The organism is Pseudoalteromonas sp. MMG010, assembly GCF_018100905.1.
In the GTDB taxonomy this organism is placed as follows: domain Bacteria; phylum Pseudomonadota; class Gammaproteobacteria; order Enterobacterales; family Alteromonadaceae; genus Pseudoalteromonas.
In genome coordinates, this window is sequence record NZ_JAGJEG010000021.1 from 15,930 (window position 1) to 31,339 (window position 15,410).

Sequence of the window (15,410 nt, forward strand, 5' to 3'; positions counted from 1 at the left end):
TAATCCAATAACCGATTTGATTATTTTACACCTAACTCACGTAATCGTTCTTGCAAGTAGCTATCTGCCGTATAACGCTCAGAAAGCACAACATCAGGGCGTGGGTGTAAAAATAAAGGGAGAGAAATTCGTGATTTAGTCGATGCTTTACCAGTAGGGTTAATAACACGATGAATTGTCGATGGGAAATAACCACCAGACGCTTCTTGTAACATATCACCGATATTAATAATTAAACTACCAAAGTCACATGGGACGTCTAACCAACCACCATCCGTTTTTTGTACTTGCAGACCCGGTTCATTCGATGCAGGTAACACGGTAAGTAAGTTAATATCGCCATGCGCAGCAGCACGAATCGCACCCGGCTCTTCATCACCAGTCATCGGTGGGTAATGCAAAATACGTAATAATGTTTGCTCAGAGTCAGCAATCATATCTTTTAAATCAATAGAAAACTTAGCACGTACATCCTCTGGCGCTTCGGCTTGTACCCAGCTTAATAGCTCGGCAGCAAATGCGTTGGCTAAACGATAGTACTCATTTACATCGGCTTTTAACTGCTCAGGCACACGTCCGTTAGGGTAAACATGAAAGTATTCTTTAATATCTTTAACAGTAAAGCCTTTTGCAACCTCAGAGACTGAAGGAGGAAAATAACCATCTTGTGTTTCTTTAGAAAATAAGAAATCGTGCTTTTGCTCAGAATTAAAAAATGCTTGCCAATTTTCATAAATAGATTCAACTAACGATTGAGGAATTGGGTGATTTTTTAATACACCAAAACCTGTATTTCTTAACGACTCAACAAATTGTGCTGCTGCATCGCTCGCTTTATAATCAACAGTAGGTAATTGCATTTTTACATTCCAGTGAAAAGGTGGTTAGAAGTGAACTGCTTTAGTGTATAGTTATTACGTAATTATAGTCGCAAAGCCTTCATTTTTATACGTGTGAGGATAGACAAAAGCCTTAAAAAAAATAAGGACATATGTCCGTAAGCTTTATTGCTATACAACTTACTTGATCAAAATCAATATTTTTAAAATGATTACTGTGATATTTCAACTCCCTAACAGGTCTACAAACAATATATACTAACCAAGGATTTGCTATGCGACAAAAAATAACCTTTACCAGTGGCGATTTAACACTGGCCGGTCAACTTGAGAGCCCATCTGGCGACATAAAATTTTATGCACTGTTTGCCCACTGCTTTACCTGTGGAAAAGATATAGCCGCAGCCACTCGAATCAGCAAAGCATTAACACAAGAAGGTATTGCGGTACTGCGTTTTGATTTTACAGGCTTAGGTAATAGTGACGGCGACTTTGCTAACAGTAACTTTTCATCCAATATTCAAGACTTAATTGCGGGTGCTGATCACTTACGCACACACTTTGCTGCCCCTCAATTATTAATAGGCCATAGTTTAGGTGGTGCTGCGGTCCTTGCCGCGGCTGAACATATTCCAGAAGTATCGGCGATAACAACCATTGGTGCGCCATCAGATGCACAACATGTAGCACATAATTTTTCCGCTCATATTGATGAAATAAACACCACGGGCCAAGCCAAGGTCAATTTAGCTGGACGCGAATTTACCATTAAAAAGCAGTTTATAGACGACATAGCAAAATACGATCGCAGCCATATAAGTAAATTAAAACGTGCACTTTTAGTTATGCATTCACCGGTTGATACGACGGTAAAAATTTCCGAAGCCGAAAAAATTTACGCTTCAGCCAAACATCCAAAAAGTTTCATCAGCCTTGATAACGCGGATCACTTATTAACCAATAAAGACGATGCTAATTACGTCGCTCAGATTATTGCAACCTGGGCAAATCGTTACACTCTCGCGTAATACTTCGCTAACTTCTCTATTGTTAATAATTTTACTGCCAACAGCTTATACCCCTTAGCTGTTGGTCGTTATTTAATCTCCCGCCCCCTGTTTATATTAATTCTTAGCTGCATTAATAAAATATTTTGTTCAGCACTTAAATCGTTATTTGTGCGATAATAACCGATATAAACAACGCTACCTATAAGAGCTTAAATGAAATCATACAATACCATTGAACAACGCATCGACATTTTACAAAGTCGAATTGAAACATACAAAGAAGAAATAGCCGTTTTACAAGCAGAACCTAAAAACAATAACGAGCGCATTATTTTTAAGTTTATTGAAACAGGTAGCACCGGTAAAACTAAAGATTTTGTACGTGAATTAGGTATTAAGTCGCCGCGTGATAGCTTGTATTCGTCGGGTGATGTTACAAAACTGGTTAAAGATGGCGCTGATGATATTAACCCAGCACTACTTGCAATAGCACGAACCCTTGCCAGTGCCCGCAATAAAAATGGGCCTAGCTGCTAATACTGTTAAAGTTAAAATCAGTTTAATCTACCCAGTTAAACATATTCTACATTAATAAAAAAGCCGTTTTTAAACGGCTTTTTTATTAACTACACTGCGTTACCCTCAATATAGTTAGCTCTCTTGCTGCGGCAAATCTTGTTTAAAAATTAATACCATAATAAAAATAATCCCCAGTAAAGGGATCAGCGCTAAAAAACCTCCCATTAATGCAACGACTATTGGCGTAGTGGTTTTGCGTTTGCCTAAATAGTAACTCACTCCAGCAAAGCAAGGGACTAAAATTAACAAAATGATACCTAATAAACTGGCACTAATAGACATAATTTACTTCCTTATTTAAACACTGTTTTTATTATAAATGTGTGAAAAAAAAGCCCTTTGTTTTGTCAAACAAAGGGCTTATATAACACATTCGGTTATTTATATTTTACTTATTCGCCCACTTTTTCAGCTTTTTCAACAACGCTAATTGCAAGCTCAGTTAACGAGTCGCTGTTCGCTTTACTTGGTGCGTTTGTTAATAAACAAGACGCTTGTGTTGTTTTAGGGAAAGCAATAACGTCACGAATATTATCAGTACCACATAATAGCATTGCTAAACGGTCAAGACCGAACGCTAAACCAGCATGCGGTGGAGTACCGTATTTTAGTGCATCAAGTAAGAAACCAAATTTATCTTGTTGCTCTTGCGCTTCAATGCCTAAGATTCTAAATGCCGCTTCTTGCATATCAGCGTTGTGAATACGCACCGAACCACCACCGACTTCGTAGCCGTTTAAGACCATATCGTAAGCATCTGAAATAGCTGCAGCAGGATTCGCTTCAAGCTCACTTGCGCTTACATCTTTAGGTGCTGTAAATGGGTGATGCACTGCATGAAGTGTGCCTTCGTCGTCTTCTTCAAACATTGGGAAGTCAACAACCCAAAGTGGTGCCCAGCTATTTAAATTAGTAATTTCTAAATCAACACCAATTTTAAGACGTAACGCGCCCATCGCTTCGTTAACAGTATTACGCTTATCAGCACCAAATAAGATGATATCACCTGTTTGTGCGTTAGTACGCTCAAGTAATTGTGTGATTACCTCTTCGTTTAAAAATTTAGCAATGGGTGACTGTACACCTTCAACGCCCGCATCACGGTCGTTAACTTTCATCCATGCCAAACCTTTAGCGCCATAAATGCCAATAAACTTAGTGTAATCGTCAAGTTGTTTACGCGAAAGCTTAGCGCCACCCGGAACGGTTAATACCGCAACACGGCCTTTTTCATCATTTGCAGGGCCTGAGAATACTTTAAACTCTACGTCTTTAACTAAATCAGCAACATCAACCAATTTCATTGGGTTACGTAAATCTGGTTTATCAGAGCCATATAAGCTCATTGCCTCTGCATAAGGCATAATTGGAAACTCACCTAAATCAACATTAAGTAGAGACTGCCACATTTCGCGGATCATTTTTTCTGTCATACCACGCACCTGATCAGAACTCATAAATGATGTTTCAATATCAATTTGAGTAAATTCAGGTTGGCGATCAGCACGTAAATCTTCATCACGGAAACATTTTACAATTTGATAATAACGGTCAAAACCCGACATCATTAATAATTGCTTAAACAACTGCGGCGACTGCGGCAAGGCGTAAAAGCTGCCTTTATGTACACGGCTCGGTACTAAGTAATCGCGTGCGCCTTCTGGCGTTGCTTTAGTTAAAACGGGAGTTTCAATATCTAAAAATGCATTTTCATCTAAAAAGCGACGAACAAAGCTGCTTGCTTTTGCACGTAACTTAATACGGTCACTCATTTCTAAGCGACGTAAATCTAGGTAACGATATTTTAAACGTCGTTCTTCAGAGTTCACCTGATTAAAATCAAGTGGTAATGGCTCAGAGCGGTTGATAACAGTCAGCTCTGTACCTAAAATTTCAACTTCACCGGTCGCCATATCTTTATTAATTTGGCTATCAGGGCGAGCACGAACAACCCCTTTTAACTGAACACAAAACTCTTGACGAAGTGTGTTAGCGGTTTCCATTAACCCTTCTACTTCAGGGTCAAACACCACTTGTACTAACCCTTCTCTATCGCGTAAATCGACAAAGATAAGTCCACCAAGGTCACGTCGTTTGTTGATCCAGCCACATAGTTCTACTTGTTGATCTACATGAGTTTTATTTAGCTGTCCGCAGTATATAGAGCGCATAGTTTTCCTGTCAGATAAAAGACTGATAGCGGTAAGTTATAATAAAGCCGCTAATAATTTTAAATAATCAAATTAAGCTCTGCATTATACCCAAGTAACATTAAGATGCTAGAGCCTGTTTAGCTTTGGGGCGCTAATTTAAAGCAGCTTTTTTTATTATTTGTTACACTAACCATAAATTACGATGCTTTAAGTTATCGCGCTACAAGCAAGCTCTTATCAATAACGTTGGTTACGCACACATGTTGTATCTCGGATGCCCACAATGGTCTAGTCATGCTTGGAAAGGAAATCTCTTTTCAAGTCAGTGTAAAAACACTGATATGCTCAGCGAATACGCGCAATATTTTAACGCTGTCGAGGGGAACACCAGTTTTTATGCAAGCCCCAGTGCCAGTACGTTATTGCGCTGGGCAAACAGTGTGCCCGATGATTTTAAGTTTACTTTTAAGTTTCATCGCGCAATCAGCCACGAATCAAAGCTCACCAATATACAAACCGAGCTAACACAATGGTTTAGCCTATTTAGCCCCATTTTAGAAAAAACAGGGCAAGTGATGCTGCAATTGCCTAGCTCCTTTAGCCCTAACGATTTACCTAAGCTCAGCCAATTTATTAATTTACTTCCTAAAGAATTAAATTATGGCGTAGAAGTACGCCACGCTGAATTTTTTAAAAAAGGCGAAGCAGAAATCGCGCTAAACCAGCTATTGATAAAAAATAATATAAATAGAATAACCATGGATACCCGCGCTCTGTTTGCAGTAAAGCCAAGTACCGATGTATTAATAGACGCACAAAGTAAAAAGCCGCATTTACCCGTACACGCCATTGCAACCAGTACACAACCTATGGTGCGTTTTGTTATCGCCGACTTACAAAGCGACTATAAAACCTTTTATAAACCATGGCTTAGCAAAATAAACCAATGGTTAGATGAGGGGAAAACGCCTTATGTATTTTTTCATACAGCCGATAACCGCCAAGCGCCATTACTAGCGCGCCAATTTTGTAAAGATTTAGGTTATACCCACCCGGTATTAACCCCTTTTAACGGCGAAAAAGAAGCCCAACAACCCACACTTTTTTAAAGAGATATATCCATGAGTGACTATGCACGGTATTTTACCGGCTATCCGGCAAATATTGTTGACCAAGTTTTAAACCTTATTAATACAAATAAGTTAAGCCATTATTTACTTAAAAAGTATCCGCACGCACACACAATCACAACCGATAAATTACTGTACAGCTATGCCAGTGAATTAAAAAAGCACTATTTAAAAAATGCGCCTCCCTTTGGTCGCGCAGGATTTAAAAAACAAGGTGATATGGTAGCGAATGCGCTAGGGACCCACACTTACCGCATGCAAGGAAAAACACGAAAGCATGATTTAGCCATAAACAGTGACTTACTGCATGCGCCCGAGCCATTGCTAAAAGCATTAGTTGTGCATGAGCTTGCCCACTTTAAAGAAAAAGATCATAACAAAAGTTTTTACAAACTTTGTTGTCATATGGAACCGCAGTATCATCAATTAGAGCTCGATTTACGCATTTTGTGCGTTGCAGAAGCGATGAATATCAACCCTTATAAAAATAAAGCGAGTTAATTTAAAACAAAACTACATAATTGCTCCACATTTAAGCACTATGATCAGCTTAATTATCTTGTGTCTGCTCATAAGCGTTATTGGAGTTTAAATTAATGAAAAGTTTATATACTTTTGTGTTAAGTATTGTGTGTGTGTTTTCACTATGTGCCTGCCTAAGTGATAATAAACATGAATTTAAATTAACGAGTCCAAACATGGTTGATGGAGGTGTATTGCCCATTACCTACACATGTGATGGCGATAGTATTAACCCGGCTTTAAGTTGGCGTGGTGCCCCAGATAATACCGCAGCGTATGCGATTATTATGCATCATAAAGCACCCGAGGGGCCTCACTGGTATTGGACCTTGTATAATATTAAAGCCAATACAACACACGTAAACGCAGGTGAAACAGTGGGTGAAATAGGCACAAATAGTGTTAATGATTTAACCCAATATGCACCGCCCTGCTCTAAAGGACCCGGTGAAAAAGTATATACATTCTCTATTTATGCGTTATCTAAAACCGTTGATTTATCAGCAACTAAAAAAGTAGATCAACCCACTTTATTAGCAGCAATAAAAGATATTACCCTAGACTCAGCCAACTTAACTGTTCATTACGCGCGCTCAAAACAACCTAAGCAACATGGCCCAAAAAAACCAGCACCAAACGACAACAAACAAGCCTATCAGGCTGATAATGCGTATCTAACTGCGAATGTAAAATCACCGCGTTGCGATTTAATAAAAAAATCAATCACCGATGCCGGGTTTAATAAAACGGTAGCGGTCACTTGTGATAATGACTATGCCTACATCGCATCTTCAACCTACCCTGAACACCCAATAATGACAGGTATTACAGGGACTAACGAACAAATACCGGTTCCCGCGACAGGCTACGCTGCCCCGATAAAGCTCTCCCCTAAAAAAGCTAAAAAACTAACTACAATCGATGCTGCTGTGGCAGTGGCTGTAAATGGCGTGCCAATCTACGACTACTCTTCACAAGGCGAGCTTGATGTTAATCAATATGATGAAAAACACGACACACTAGCACTTGGCCAATTAGATATTTGTGGCGGACATGCTGGGCGAGGCGATGATTATCACTACCATGTATCACCGACCTGTATGATCGACACCATGAAAAACCAATCAAGTGATGCCATTATTGGTTGGGCCTACGATGGCTACCCGTTATACGGTAATAAAAACCCCGATGGCAGCACAATCAACAAATCTGATCTGGATGTATGTAACGGACAAGCCGACGATACCTTTGGTTATCGCTACCAAACATCAACCACACCGCCGTATATTATTCAATGTTTAGTAGGTGAAGTTAATACCAACAAACTACCTAGAGTCGCGCCTCTCAGTGGCGATACACAAGGTATAAGAGCCGACCTTAAACCGCCAAAAGAAGGCGTAGAAAATTTAACCCATACGATATCTGACGATGGCAGCCGTACCATGAGTTACACCTATAAAGGCGAGCACTATTTTACAACGTACTCTGTGGCACCTCAGAAAAAAGATTGCTATTTATTTAAACAAAAAACGATTACTAGCGGCGGAAAAATTCAAACAGGTACATTTTGTAGAGGTCCACAACCTAAAAAGAATCATCATACACCCACGCTTACAAAGCAAAATACAAACTCAGCGATTACCGGTAATCATCACTTTAAATTAGAAGCATGGGCAGACAACTGGTTTAGCGCCTATATTGGCGAGCAATTACTGGTTGAAGATTCAGTGCCTATTACCACTGAGCGTTCGTTTAATGCCGAAAGTATTTTATTTTCAACAGACTACCCGATTGAGCTTAATTTAATTATTAAAGATTTTAAGCAAAATGACACCGGGCTTGAATACATAGGGGCTCATAATCAGCAAATGGGCGATGGCGGTTTTATTATGCAACTTACCGACACCGATACCAAACAAGTTGTGGCTGTTAGTAATCAACGTTTTAAGTGTGAAGTACTTCATAAAGCCCCTCTTAATAAATTATGTGAAAGCGCCGAAAATCCGATAGCAGGAAAAGAAACGTGTACGTTTATGTCAAAAAAAGCCCCGAGTAACTGGCTACAAAGTCAGTTTGATAACACCCACTGGGCAAATGCAAAAGAGCATAGTTTTGCCTCTGTTGGCCCAAAAGACGGTTACGATGATATTAACTGGGATAGCAATGCAAAATTTATTTGGGGTGACGACTTAGAAACGGATAATACACTGATTTGTAAAGTCACAATTACTCAGCCTTAATCAATCGCCGCAAAAACATATAACGCTAAAAGAAGGTAAACATGTATTTTATTAAACCATTTAACTGGCTATTTTTAGTTTTTTCACTCACGCTTTTTAGCTTTGAATTAAGCGCTCATGTATTAAAAAGCAGCACCGCCGACGTTATTATAAGAGACGGACAAGTAGAGGTTAAAATATTAACCAATAGTGCACATATAATCTCTGCACTGCAAAGTGAGCAAGCATGGCTGATGGGAGATATAGACAAGATTATGCCAAGCAACCTAAATAACCAACAGCAGCACCTATTTTTAACAAATACATTTAAGAAAAACATAAACTTAGTGCTAAATGAGCAGCACCTCGAGTTTGAAAAAGTTGACCTCATTAATTTAAATAACAATGATGAAGCTCATAACTTACAAATTGTTTTACAAGCTAAGCACGCCATTAAAAACGTAAACTCGCTGGCAATATCGTTTCCTAAAAGCTTAGGCGCAATACACACGCGTATTATTAAACCACATTATAAATTATTAAATGCGGGTGAAATTGCTGTAGCGACTTTTTAGCCCATACATCACTGATTAAAAAATAGTTTATACGCTAGCAAACTGGCCAAATAAGATAAATTGTCGGTACACATTCAATATGCAATACTGTAAAACATCGATGTTATGATTTTAAATATTTGCCAGTTTGTGAAATTAATACATAAATTTTTCTTCGCTTTTTTTATCACAAATATTGCCCTTGTAGGCGTTATGTTTACCCTGTTTTATTTAAGCTTTACGCAGGGTTTTGAGCACTTTATTAAGCAAGAAGAAACAAAGCATGTTGCTCGAGTAAAACAACAGCTTATTAAGCTCTATAGTGAACTTGGCAGTTGGCAGCCTGTAACCCATAACATTGAGTTATGGCGCTCTATTGTAGAACCTAAAAAAGCGCACAGCACAACAAATAAACAACGAAATAATAACCAACCCCCTACCCCTTCTTTTTTATGGATAAGTTTACCTGCTGGCTCACTTAAAACAGGACAACGAATAAGTTTGTACGATGCCAATAAACAAGTCATCGTAGGAAGAACCCTCGTGAGCGAAAATAGTCACGTAGAACCCATCTTATTACAAAACGAAATTATAGGGTGGCTAGGCCTTGTTCCGTCAAAAAATATACAAAGTAGTCCGGCAAAAGCATTTTTAACCACACAATTTCATAACTATTTTATGATTAGCTTATTTGTTATTTTACTCGCGTTTATAATGGCTATTATTTTGTCACGCCATTTAACCAAGCCAATAAAACAGCTTTTAAACGGAACAAATGAATTAATACACGCTAATTTTAAAAATAGAATAACGCCCGTCACCAAAGATGAAATAGGCACTCTCTCTAACAACTTAAATAAACTGGCCGAAACACTAGAGCACAACCAACAAGAGCGACAGCAATGGGTGTCAAACACCTCACACGAATTAAAAACCCCACTAACCGTACTTCATTCGCATTTAATCGCGATACAAGACGGAGTATTTACCGCTGATCCTAAGCGTATTAGCGTATTGCTTAACCAAGTAGATAATTTAAAACATATTGTTGATGATTTAGCACAACTCGCTCAAGCCGATACACTTAATTTAACCTACCATACTGAGCAGATTGATTTAATTTCCACCCTAGAACAAGCATTACACAGCTACGGTGCACGCTTTAACGAAAAACAACTAACTGTAAATACCCATCAGTTAAAAAGTACCGACACTGCCTTCATTCAAGGTGACAAATCACGTCTTAAACAATTATTTACCAATTTATTAGAAAACAGCTGTCGTTATACTCAAGCCGGTGGACAAATTTCAATAGCCGTTAATAAAACAAAACACACCATCGAGCTAATATTACAAGACTCAGCACCCGGCGTAACCGAAGATGAATTAAAGCAACTATTTGAGCGCTTTTATCGTGTAGAAAAATCTCGTAGCAGAGAGCATGGCGGTTCGGGGTTAGGCCTTTCGTTGTGCCTACAAATCGCAAAAGCACACAACGCCCACATTAAGCTCGCGCACAGTGCATTAGGTGGGCTTAAAGTTACCCTTATATTTAAGCGATTACAGTAAATATGGCAGCAAAAAATATACTCATTGTCGAAGACGAAGAAAATATAGCAGAGGTTTTAATCGCCTATGCACAGCAGAATAATTTTAATACTGAGCACTATCGCAGCGGCTTAGGGGTCGTAAATTTTGTAAAAAATAACACGGTCGACTTAATCTTACTTGATTTAATGCTACCCGATGTCGATGGCATACAAATTTGTAAACAACTAAAAGCTATTTCAGAAGTGCCTATTATAATACTCAGTGCAAAAGGACAAGAAAACGACCGCTTACTTGGCCTAGAGATCGGCGCTGACGATTACATATGCAAACCCTTTAGCCCAAAAGAAGTGATAGCCCGGATCAAGGCCGTGTTACGCAGAACAGACACAACCCCTAAAAACATCATTAATGTGCATGGGTTTGAACTATACAAACATGACTTTGAAGCCTACTTACACAATAAAAGCCTAAATTTAACAGCCATTGAATTTAAAATTTTATGGCTATTTGTAAGTAACATAGGGCGAGTTTTTTCGCGGGAAGAAATTATTAATAACGTTTACAACAACACATTAGACATATCCGATCGCAACATCGACACACATATTAAAAACATACGTAAAAAAATTACCCATATTAAAACCGGTTTAAACCCCATCTGCTCAGTATACAGCGTTGGGTATAAGTTTAAGGCATAAACAACGTAATTTATGCACTTAAATGTTAGGCAAATATAATATAAAAAACACGATATAACATCGTGTTTTTTAAAGTAAATTTATGAGTTACATACACATAAAATAAAGTCTAAGTTGGATTTATATTGTTACAACCCGACTATGCACCAGCCTAAATTAAAGGCCTAACTCAGCCATAAAGTCGTCATCGGCATCTTGTTGTACCGTTTTAGCTTTTGCTTTATCTGCTTTTTGCTTTGCTTCATTTTCAATAATATCGTCAGGGTCTATTGCCTCTACAATGTCAAAATCGTGTAGTTTAATAAACTCTGTTTTATCCATAGCAAGCTCTAGATAAAAGATATTTTGATTACGAGTCGTAAAGGTAACACGACGTGCTTGTGGACGGTCCATTGTGGTATCAACCGAAATTTGTACCTGTTTATTAATGGCCATCATTTTAGGCTGGTTTTGCGTAATAGAAGTATGTAACTGCTCACGCACTTTAGAAGTAAAGTCGCCCACAATTTGGTTCATCAACTCGCCCATAACATTCGACACATCATCCGATAAATGGCTAAGCGCTATTTCGTCTTCTGGCATGCCCATATTACGCATGTAATCGCCATATATCTCCATTGCAGCTTGTGCAGTAAAGTTTGTGACCACTAATCCGGTAAAACCACCATCAAATAATACAAAACAACCAATATCTGGACGCATACAAGTGCGGGTTATTTTTTGCACCATTGCAGAGTAGCTAATGTCATTGCCACTGGCTGATGAAAGTACACCGGTCACCGAATGACACAATGTGGCAAGTATATCGTCGGTACTTATAACTTTACTTTTACTCATTAATTTATCTCTATTTGTACTTATTATTCATAATAATAGCCAAGCTACTGAATTTATCACTGACTATCCAGTATAAAATGCTAAAATAGCACTATTATTTTTTAAGAGACTGTTTAAGTGAGTATAAAAGACAGTATTTATGCCTCTGAGCAACAAGTAAAAGACTTTAGCTTTGATCAAAATGTAGTCGAAGTTTTTCCTGATATGATACAGCGCTCTGTACCTGGTTACGCCACAATCGTAAGCACCATGGGTAAATTAGCAGGACAATATGCGCAAAGTAACTCAAACCTATACGATTTAGGTTGTTCGTTAGGCGCTGTAACGCTAAGCATGCGCCGTAATATTCGTACCGACAATTGCCAAATTATTGCCGTAGATAACTCGCAAGCAATGATCGAGCGCTGTAAATTACACTTACATGGCTTTAAGTCAGACGTTCCTGTAGAGGTAATGCTGGGCGATATCAACGAATTAGCAATAGAAAATGCATCGGTTGTCGCAATGAACTTTACATTGCAGTTTATCCCGCATGGACAACGCCAAGCACTGCTCGAAAAAATATACGCCAACTTAAAACCCGGTGGCGTTTTACTGCTGAGCGAAAAAATAAAAGCGCAAAACGAGCAATGCGATAATTTACTCATCGATTTACACCATGACTTTAAACGTCACAACGGCTACTCAGAGCTCGAAATAAGCCAAAAGCGCACCGCAATAGAAAATGTAATGCGCCCAGATCCGCTTGATACCCACTTTAAACGCTTATCAGATATTGGCTTTAGCCAAACACAAGTGTGGTACCAGTGTTTTAATTTTTGCTCAATGATAGCAATAAAATAAAGAGAGTTATTTATGTCGCAATGGTTTAATCAATTTTATGCAGCAATTGCACAAAGCCCATTAAGTCACTGGTTAGAAACCCTGCCAGGGCAATTAAAACACTGGCAAAACGAAGCAAGCCACGGTGATTTACCAAAATGGCAAAAAGTGCTGAAAAACTTACCCGAAGTAAACACAACCCATGTTGATATTGTTACTAAAGTAGCCATAGGCGCACCGGGCGAAATGAGCGAAGGTGAACAAAAACAAACAACACATTTATTAAAACGCATGATGCCTTGGCGAAAAGGCCCGTTTAATGTACACGGTATCAACATCGACACCGAATGGCGTAGTGACTGGAAATGGGACCGACTACTGCCACATATAGAGCCTTTAAAAGGACGAACGGTACTCGATATTGGCTGTGGTTCTGGTTATCATTTATGGCGAATGCGCGGTGAAGGTGCTGAATTTGTTGTAGGGATAGACCCATCAGATTTATTTTTATGCCAATTTCAGGCAATAAAACACTTTAATCCCGATGAAAACGTTCATTTACTACCACTTGGTGTAGAAGCCCTTCCCGAGCTTAAAGCATTCGATACGGTGTTTTCTATGGGCGTACTGTATCACCGACGTTCACCTATCGACTTTTTAGCTCAGCTAAAAGCACAACTTCGTCCTGGTGGCGAACTTGTACTCGAAACATTAGTGATTGAAGGCGACGAAAACACCGTGTTAGTCCCCACCGACCGCTATGCCAAAATGCGTAATGTATGGTATATCCCAAGTACCGCAGCATTAAAATTATGGATGGAACGTGTTGGCTTTAAAAATGTGCAAATAAAAGACTGCGCAATAACAACGTTAGACGAACAACGAAAAACCGATTGGATGGAAAATGAATCATTAATCGACTTTTTAGACCCTAATGACACCAGTAAAACCATTGAAGGCTACCCAGCCCCTTTACGCGCCATTTTAACTGCCAACGCATAACAAAAGCGCCACTTTAAACACAATTAAAGTGGCGCTTTAAAATTGTAGGTACAATCAATTTCCAAGCTCGTGATAATTAGTCTAAAATAAAGAAACACATACTAAAACCAACATATACATGACTTTAAAAAATTCTACAGGCAATGACTTAGACAGCCAATTTGAAAATATATTATCATTTGTCACACAAGACACCGATGCCGTTGCCCCGAGCGCATCATCTGATAGTCACAGTACATGTTTAAAAGCACTCTATTATTTAAAAGAAGGACAAGCGCCTCTTGCAGCAAAATGGATGCGCCTAGCCGCCATGGCAGGTAACCACAAAGCCCAGTTTTATTTAGGTTTATTTTTTATAAAAGGCCAAGGCGTACCTAAAAGTGTATTTCATGGTGCCGCATGGTTAAGCCTAGCAAGTAGCCAAGAGTACGCCCCCGCAGCCGCCGCTTTAAATGATTTAAGAAAACACCTAACTACGCAACGCTTTTTAGATGCACAGCAGTATGCAGCTAACCTGTATGAACAAATACAAAACAGACAGTTTTCTCACCTAATCCCTAATGCTTAGTGCTCAGTGCTTAATGTTTAATCCCGAAACCCTAATACCGAAAAGCCACCAGCAATGCGCCCATTATTTAATAAGCCTTTAATTAACAAAGCACTTAGCTTATCAATGCGTTTTATTTATTAGATTAAGTTAAATTACATAAGGTCAAATTACATAAGTAAAATTAAATGACATAAAGGTATTTTAAAAAGTAAATCACCTTTTAAAGGCGCAGTTGTTATATCCACACATCATCTTTTGCCGTTAAATCGCCACCGGCATCCCCCGTATTAACCACACCACGGGGCTCAATAAACATTATTTTGCACTCATCTTTTGCATAAGGTTTATGCTCAACCCCCTTTGGCACCACATACATTTCACCGGCACAAAGGTCAACCCAACCATCACGAAAGTCGATACGCATCGCCCCCTCTATAACAATAAACACTTCATCGGTTTCTTTATGCGAATGCCACGTAAAATCATTTTTAATTTTAGCGAGTTTAAACTGATAATCATTCATTTCAGCCACCACTTTTGGCGACCAATGTTCGGTAAATTTTGAAAACTTATTTAATAAATTTATTGGACTTTTTGACATGCCATTATTCCTAAATATAGCTAAAAACAACCACGCCCATACAGTGATAAGCCGTATTATTTATAGGGCAGTTTAATTTACAGCCTTCATCTTATCGCTTTAAACAGCGTATTATTTAGAGTTTAAATTGTCTAGTGAAAGCTGGGAAGTCCAAACATACAGTACTAAGTGAGTATGATTACTCATTACGGCATAAGCACATACATCAATACAAAATACCTTCGCTAATTCAAGTAGCTTATCTTCTACCCAACCTCGTCGATGTTGGTAAGATTTTCCTATAAAATGGTCTTCCCCACATAAAAATGCACGGCGTACACAGCGTGAAATACAGTGATAGCGT

General features: G+C 38.7%; 15 protein-coding genes and 2 pseudogenes. 11 read left to right on the forward strand and 6 right to left on the reverse strand.

Going from position 1 to position 15,410, the window contains the following annotated elements:
• Window positions 1–20: 20 nt before the first annotated feature.
• On the reverse strand, window positions 21–860 hold the full coding sequence (locus J8L70_RS15585; RefSeq protein ID WP_211056499.1) for an isopenicillin N synthase family oxygenase: 840 nt from the start codon (window positions 858–860) through the stop codon (window positions 21–23).
• Between the two features lie 254 nt (window positions 861–1,114).
• Between J8L70_RS15585 and J8L70_RS15590 the strand changes: the two are divergent.
• Window positions 1,115–1,855 (forward strand): annotated as a pseudogene (locus tag J8L70_RS15590) (alpha/beta hydrolase); the annotation flags it as partial.
• 207 nt (window positions 1,856–2,062) lie between these two features.
• Window positions 2,063–2,386: a hypothetical protein gene (locus J8L70_RS15595; protein ID WP_211056501.1), complete on the forward strand. Its 324-nt coding sequence runs from the start codon at window positions 2,063–2,065 to the stop codon at window positions 2,384–2,386.
• 114 nt (window positions 2,387–2,500) lie between these two features.
• On the opposite strand, the gene J8L70_RS15600 is transcribed toward J8L70_RS15595, so the two are convergent.
• Both J8L70_RS15600 and aspS read right to left on the reverse strand, forming a co-directional pair.
• Window positions 2,501–2,710: a hypothetical protein gene (locus tag J8L70_RS15600; RefSeq protein ID WP_211056502.1), complete on the reverse strand. Its 210-nt coding sequence runs from the start codon at window positions 2,708–2,710 to the stop codon at window positions 2,501–2,503.
• A gap of 110 nt (window positions 2,711–2,820) precedes the next feature.
• The gene (gene aspS, locus J8L70_RS15605; RefSeq protein ID WP_211056503.1) at window positions 2,821–4,599 is read right to left on the reverse strand and encodes an aspartate--tRNA ligase; all 1,779 of its coding nucleotides are present in this window, start codon (window positions 4,597–4,599) and stop codon (window positions 2,821–2,823) included.
• A gap of 242 nt (window positions 4,600–4,841) precedes the next feature.
• On the opposite strand from aspS, the gene J8L70_RS15610 reads away from it, so the two are divergent.
• From J8L70_RS15610 to J8L70_RS15635, 6 genes are all read left to right on the forward strand, one after another.
• Complete coding sequence (locus J8L70_RS15610) at window positions 4,842–5,690, forward strand: DUF72 domain-containing protein (RefSeq protein ID WP_211056504.1); 849 nt, start codon at window positions 4,842–4,844, stop codon at window positions 5,688–5,690.
• Between the two features lie 12 nt (window positions 5,691–5,702).
• Entirely contained in the window at window positions 5,703–6,212 is a 510-nt protein-coding gene (locus J8L70_RS15615; RefSeq protein WP_211056505.1) for a YgjP-like metallopeptidase domain-containing protein, read from the forward strand.
• Window positions 6,213–6,307: 95 nt separating this feature from the next.
• Entirely contained in the window at window positions 6,308–8,473 is a 2,166-nt protein-coding gene (locus tag J8L70_RS15620; RefSeq protein ID WP_211056506.1) for a YHYH protein, read from the forward strand.
• 41 nt (window positions 8,474–8,514) lie between these two features.
• Window positions 8,515–9,027: a hypothetical protein gene (locus tag J8L70_RS15625; protein ID WP_211056507.1), complete on the forward strand. Its 513-nt coding sequence runs from the start codon at window positions 8,515–8,517 to the stop codon at window positions 9,025–9,027.
• Window positions 9,028–9,219: 192 nt separating this feature from the next.
• Window positions 9,220–10,575, forward strand: a complete 1,356-nt coding sequence (locus J8L70_RS15630; RefSeq protein ID WP_247664861.1) for an ATP-binding protein — start codon at window positions 9,220–9,222, stop codon at window positions 10,573–10,575.
• Between the two features lie 2 nt (window positions 10,576–10,577).
• Entirely contained in the window at window positions 10,578–11,255 is a 678-nt protein-coding gene (locus J8L70_RS15635; protein WP_211056509.1) for a response regulator, read from the forward strand.
• Between the two features lie 156 nt (window positions 11,256–11,411).
• Here J8L70_RS15635 and J8L70_RS15640 read toward each other — a convergent pair whose 3' ends face one another.
• A complete protein-coding gene (locus tag J8L70_RS15640) occupies window positions 11,412–12,092 on the reverse strand; it encodes a DUF3334 family protein (protein WP_211056510.1) in 681 nt (226 codons plus the stop codon).
• Window positions 12,093–12,209: 117 nt separating this feature from the next.
• Here J8L70_RS15640 and cmoA point away from each other — a divergent pair, with 117 nt between their 5' ends.
• The 3 genes from cmoA to J8L70_RS15655 all read left to right on the forward strand — a co-directional run bounded on the left by cmoA (window position 12,210) and on the right by J8L70_RS15655 (window position 14,484).
• Complete coding sequence (cmoA, locus tag J8L70_RS15645) at window positions 12,210–12,935, forward strand: carboxy-S-adenosyl-L-methionine synthase CmoA (RefSeq protein WP_211056511.1); 726 nt, start codon at window positions 12,210–12,212, stop codon at window positions 12,933–12,935.
• A 12-nt stretch (window positions 12,936–12,947) separates the two neighbouring features.
• Complete coding sequence (gene cmoB / locus J8L70_RS15650) at window positions 12,948–13,916, forward strand: tRNA 5-methoxyuridine(34)/uridine 5-oxyacetic acid(34) synthase CmoB (RefSeq protein WP_211056512.1); 969 nt, start codon at window positions 12,948–12,950, stop codon at window positions 13,914–13,916.
• Between the two features lie 118 nt (window positions 13,917–14,034).
• Window positions 14,035–14,484: a sel1 repeat family protein gene (locus J8L70_RS15655; RefSeq protein WP_211056513.1), complete on the forward strand. Its 450-nt coding sequence runs from the start codon at window positions 14,035–14,037 to the stop codon at window positions 14,482–14,484.
• 217 nt (window positions 14,485–14,701) lie between these two features.
• Here J8L70_RS15655 and J8L70_RS15660 read toward each other — a convergent pair whose 3' ends face one another.
• Both J8L70_RS15660 and J8L70_RS15665 read right to left on the reverse strand, forming a co-directional pair.
• The gene (locus tag J8L70_RS15660) at window positions 14,702–15,067 is read right to left on the reverse strand and encodes a cupin domain-containing protein (RefSeq protein ID WP_211056514.1); all 366 of its coding nucleotides are present in this window, start codon (window positions 15,065–15,067) and stop codon (window positions 14,702–14,704) included.
• 153 nt (window positions 15,068–15,220) lie between these two features.
• Window positions 15,221–15,410 (reverse strand): annotated as a pseudogene (locus J8L70_RS15665) (Mobile element protein); the annotation flags it as partial.

Bases quoted from the DNA above. Each gene is read 5' to 3' on its own strand.
- J8L70_RS15585 (WP_211056499.1), bottom strand. From the start codon at position 860: ATGCAATTACCTACTGTTGATTATAAAGCGAGCGATGCAGCAGCACAA.
- J8L70_RS15595 (WP_211056501.1), top strand. From the start codon at position 2,063: ATGAAATCATACAATACCATTGAACAACGCATCGACATTTTACAAAGT.
- J8L70_RS15600 (WP_211056502.1), bottom strand. From the start codon at position 2,710: ATGTCTATTAGTGCCAGTTTATTAGGTATCATTTTGTTAATTTTAGTC.
- aspS (WP_211056503.1), bottom strand. From the start codon at position 4,599: ATGCGCTCTATATACTGCGGACAGCTAAATAAAACTCATGTAGATCAA.
- J8L70_RS15610 (WP_211056504.1), top strand. From the start codon at position 4,842: ATGTTGTATCTCGGATGCCCACAATGGTCTAGTCATGCTTGGAAAGGA.
- J8L70_RS15615 (WP_211056505.1), top strand. From the start codon at position 5,703: ATGAGTGACTATGCACGGTATTTTACCGGCTATCCGGCAAATATTGTT.
- J8L70_RS15620 (WP_211056506.1), top strand. From the start codon at position 6,308: ATGAAAAGTTTATATACTTTTGTGTTAAGTATTGTGTGTGTGTTTTCA.
- J8L70_RS15625 (WP_211056507.1), top strand. From the start codon at position 8,515: ATGTATTTTATTAAACCATTTAACTGGCTATTTTTAGTTTTTTCACTC.
- J8L70_RS15630 (WP_247664861.1), top strand. From the start codon at position 9,220: ATGTTTACCCTGTTTTATTTAAGCTTTACGCAGGGTTTTGAGCACTTT.
- J8L70_RS15635 (WP_211056509.1), top strand. From the start codon at position 10,578: ATGGCAGCAAAAAATATACTCATTGTCGAAGACGAAGAAAATATAGCA.
- J8L70_RS15640 (WP_211056510.1), bottom strand. From the start codon at position 12,092: ATGAGTAAAAGTAAAGTTATAAGTACCGACGATATACTTGCCACATTG.
- cmoB (WP_211056512.1), top strand. From the start codon at position 12,948: ATGTCGCAATGGTTTAATCAATTTTATGCAGCAATTGCACAAAGCCCA.
- J8L70_RS15655 (WP_211056513.1), top strand. From the start codon at position 14,035: ATGACTTTAAAAAATTCTACAGGCAATGACTTAGACAGCCAATTTGAA.
- J8L70_RS15660 (WP_211056514.1), bottom strand. From the start codon at position 15,067: ATGTCAAAAAGTCCAATAAATTTATTAAATAAGTTTTCAAAATTTACC.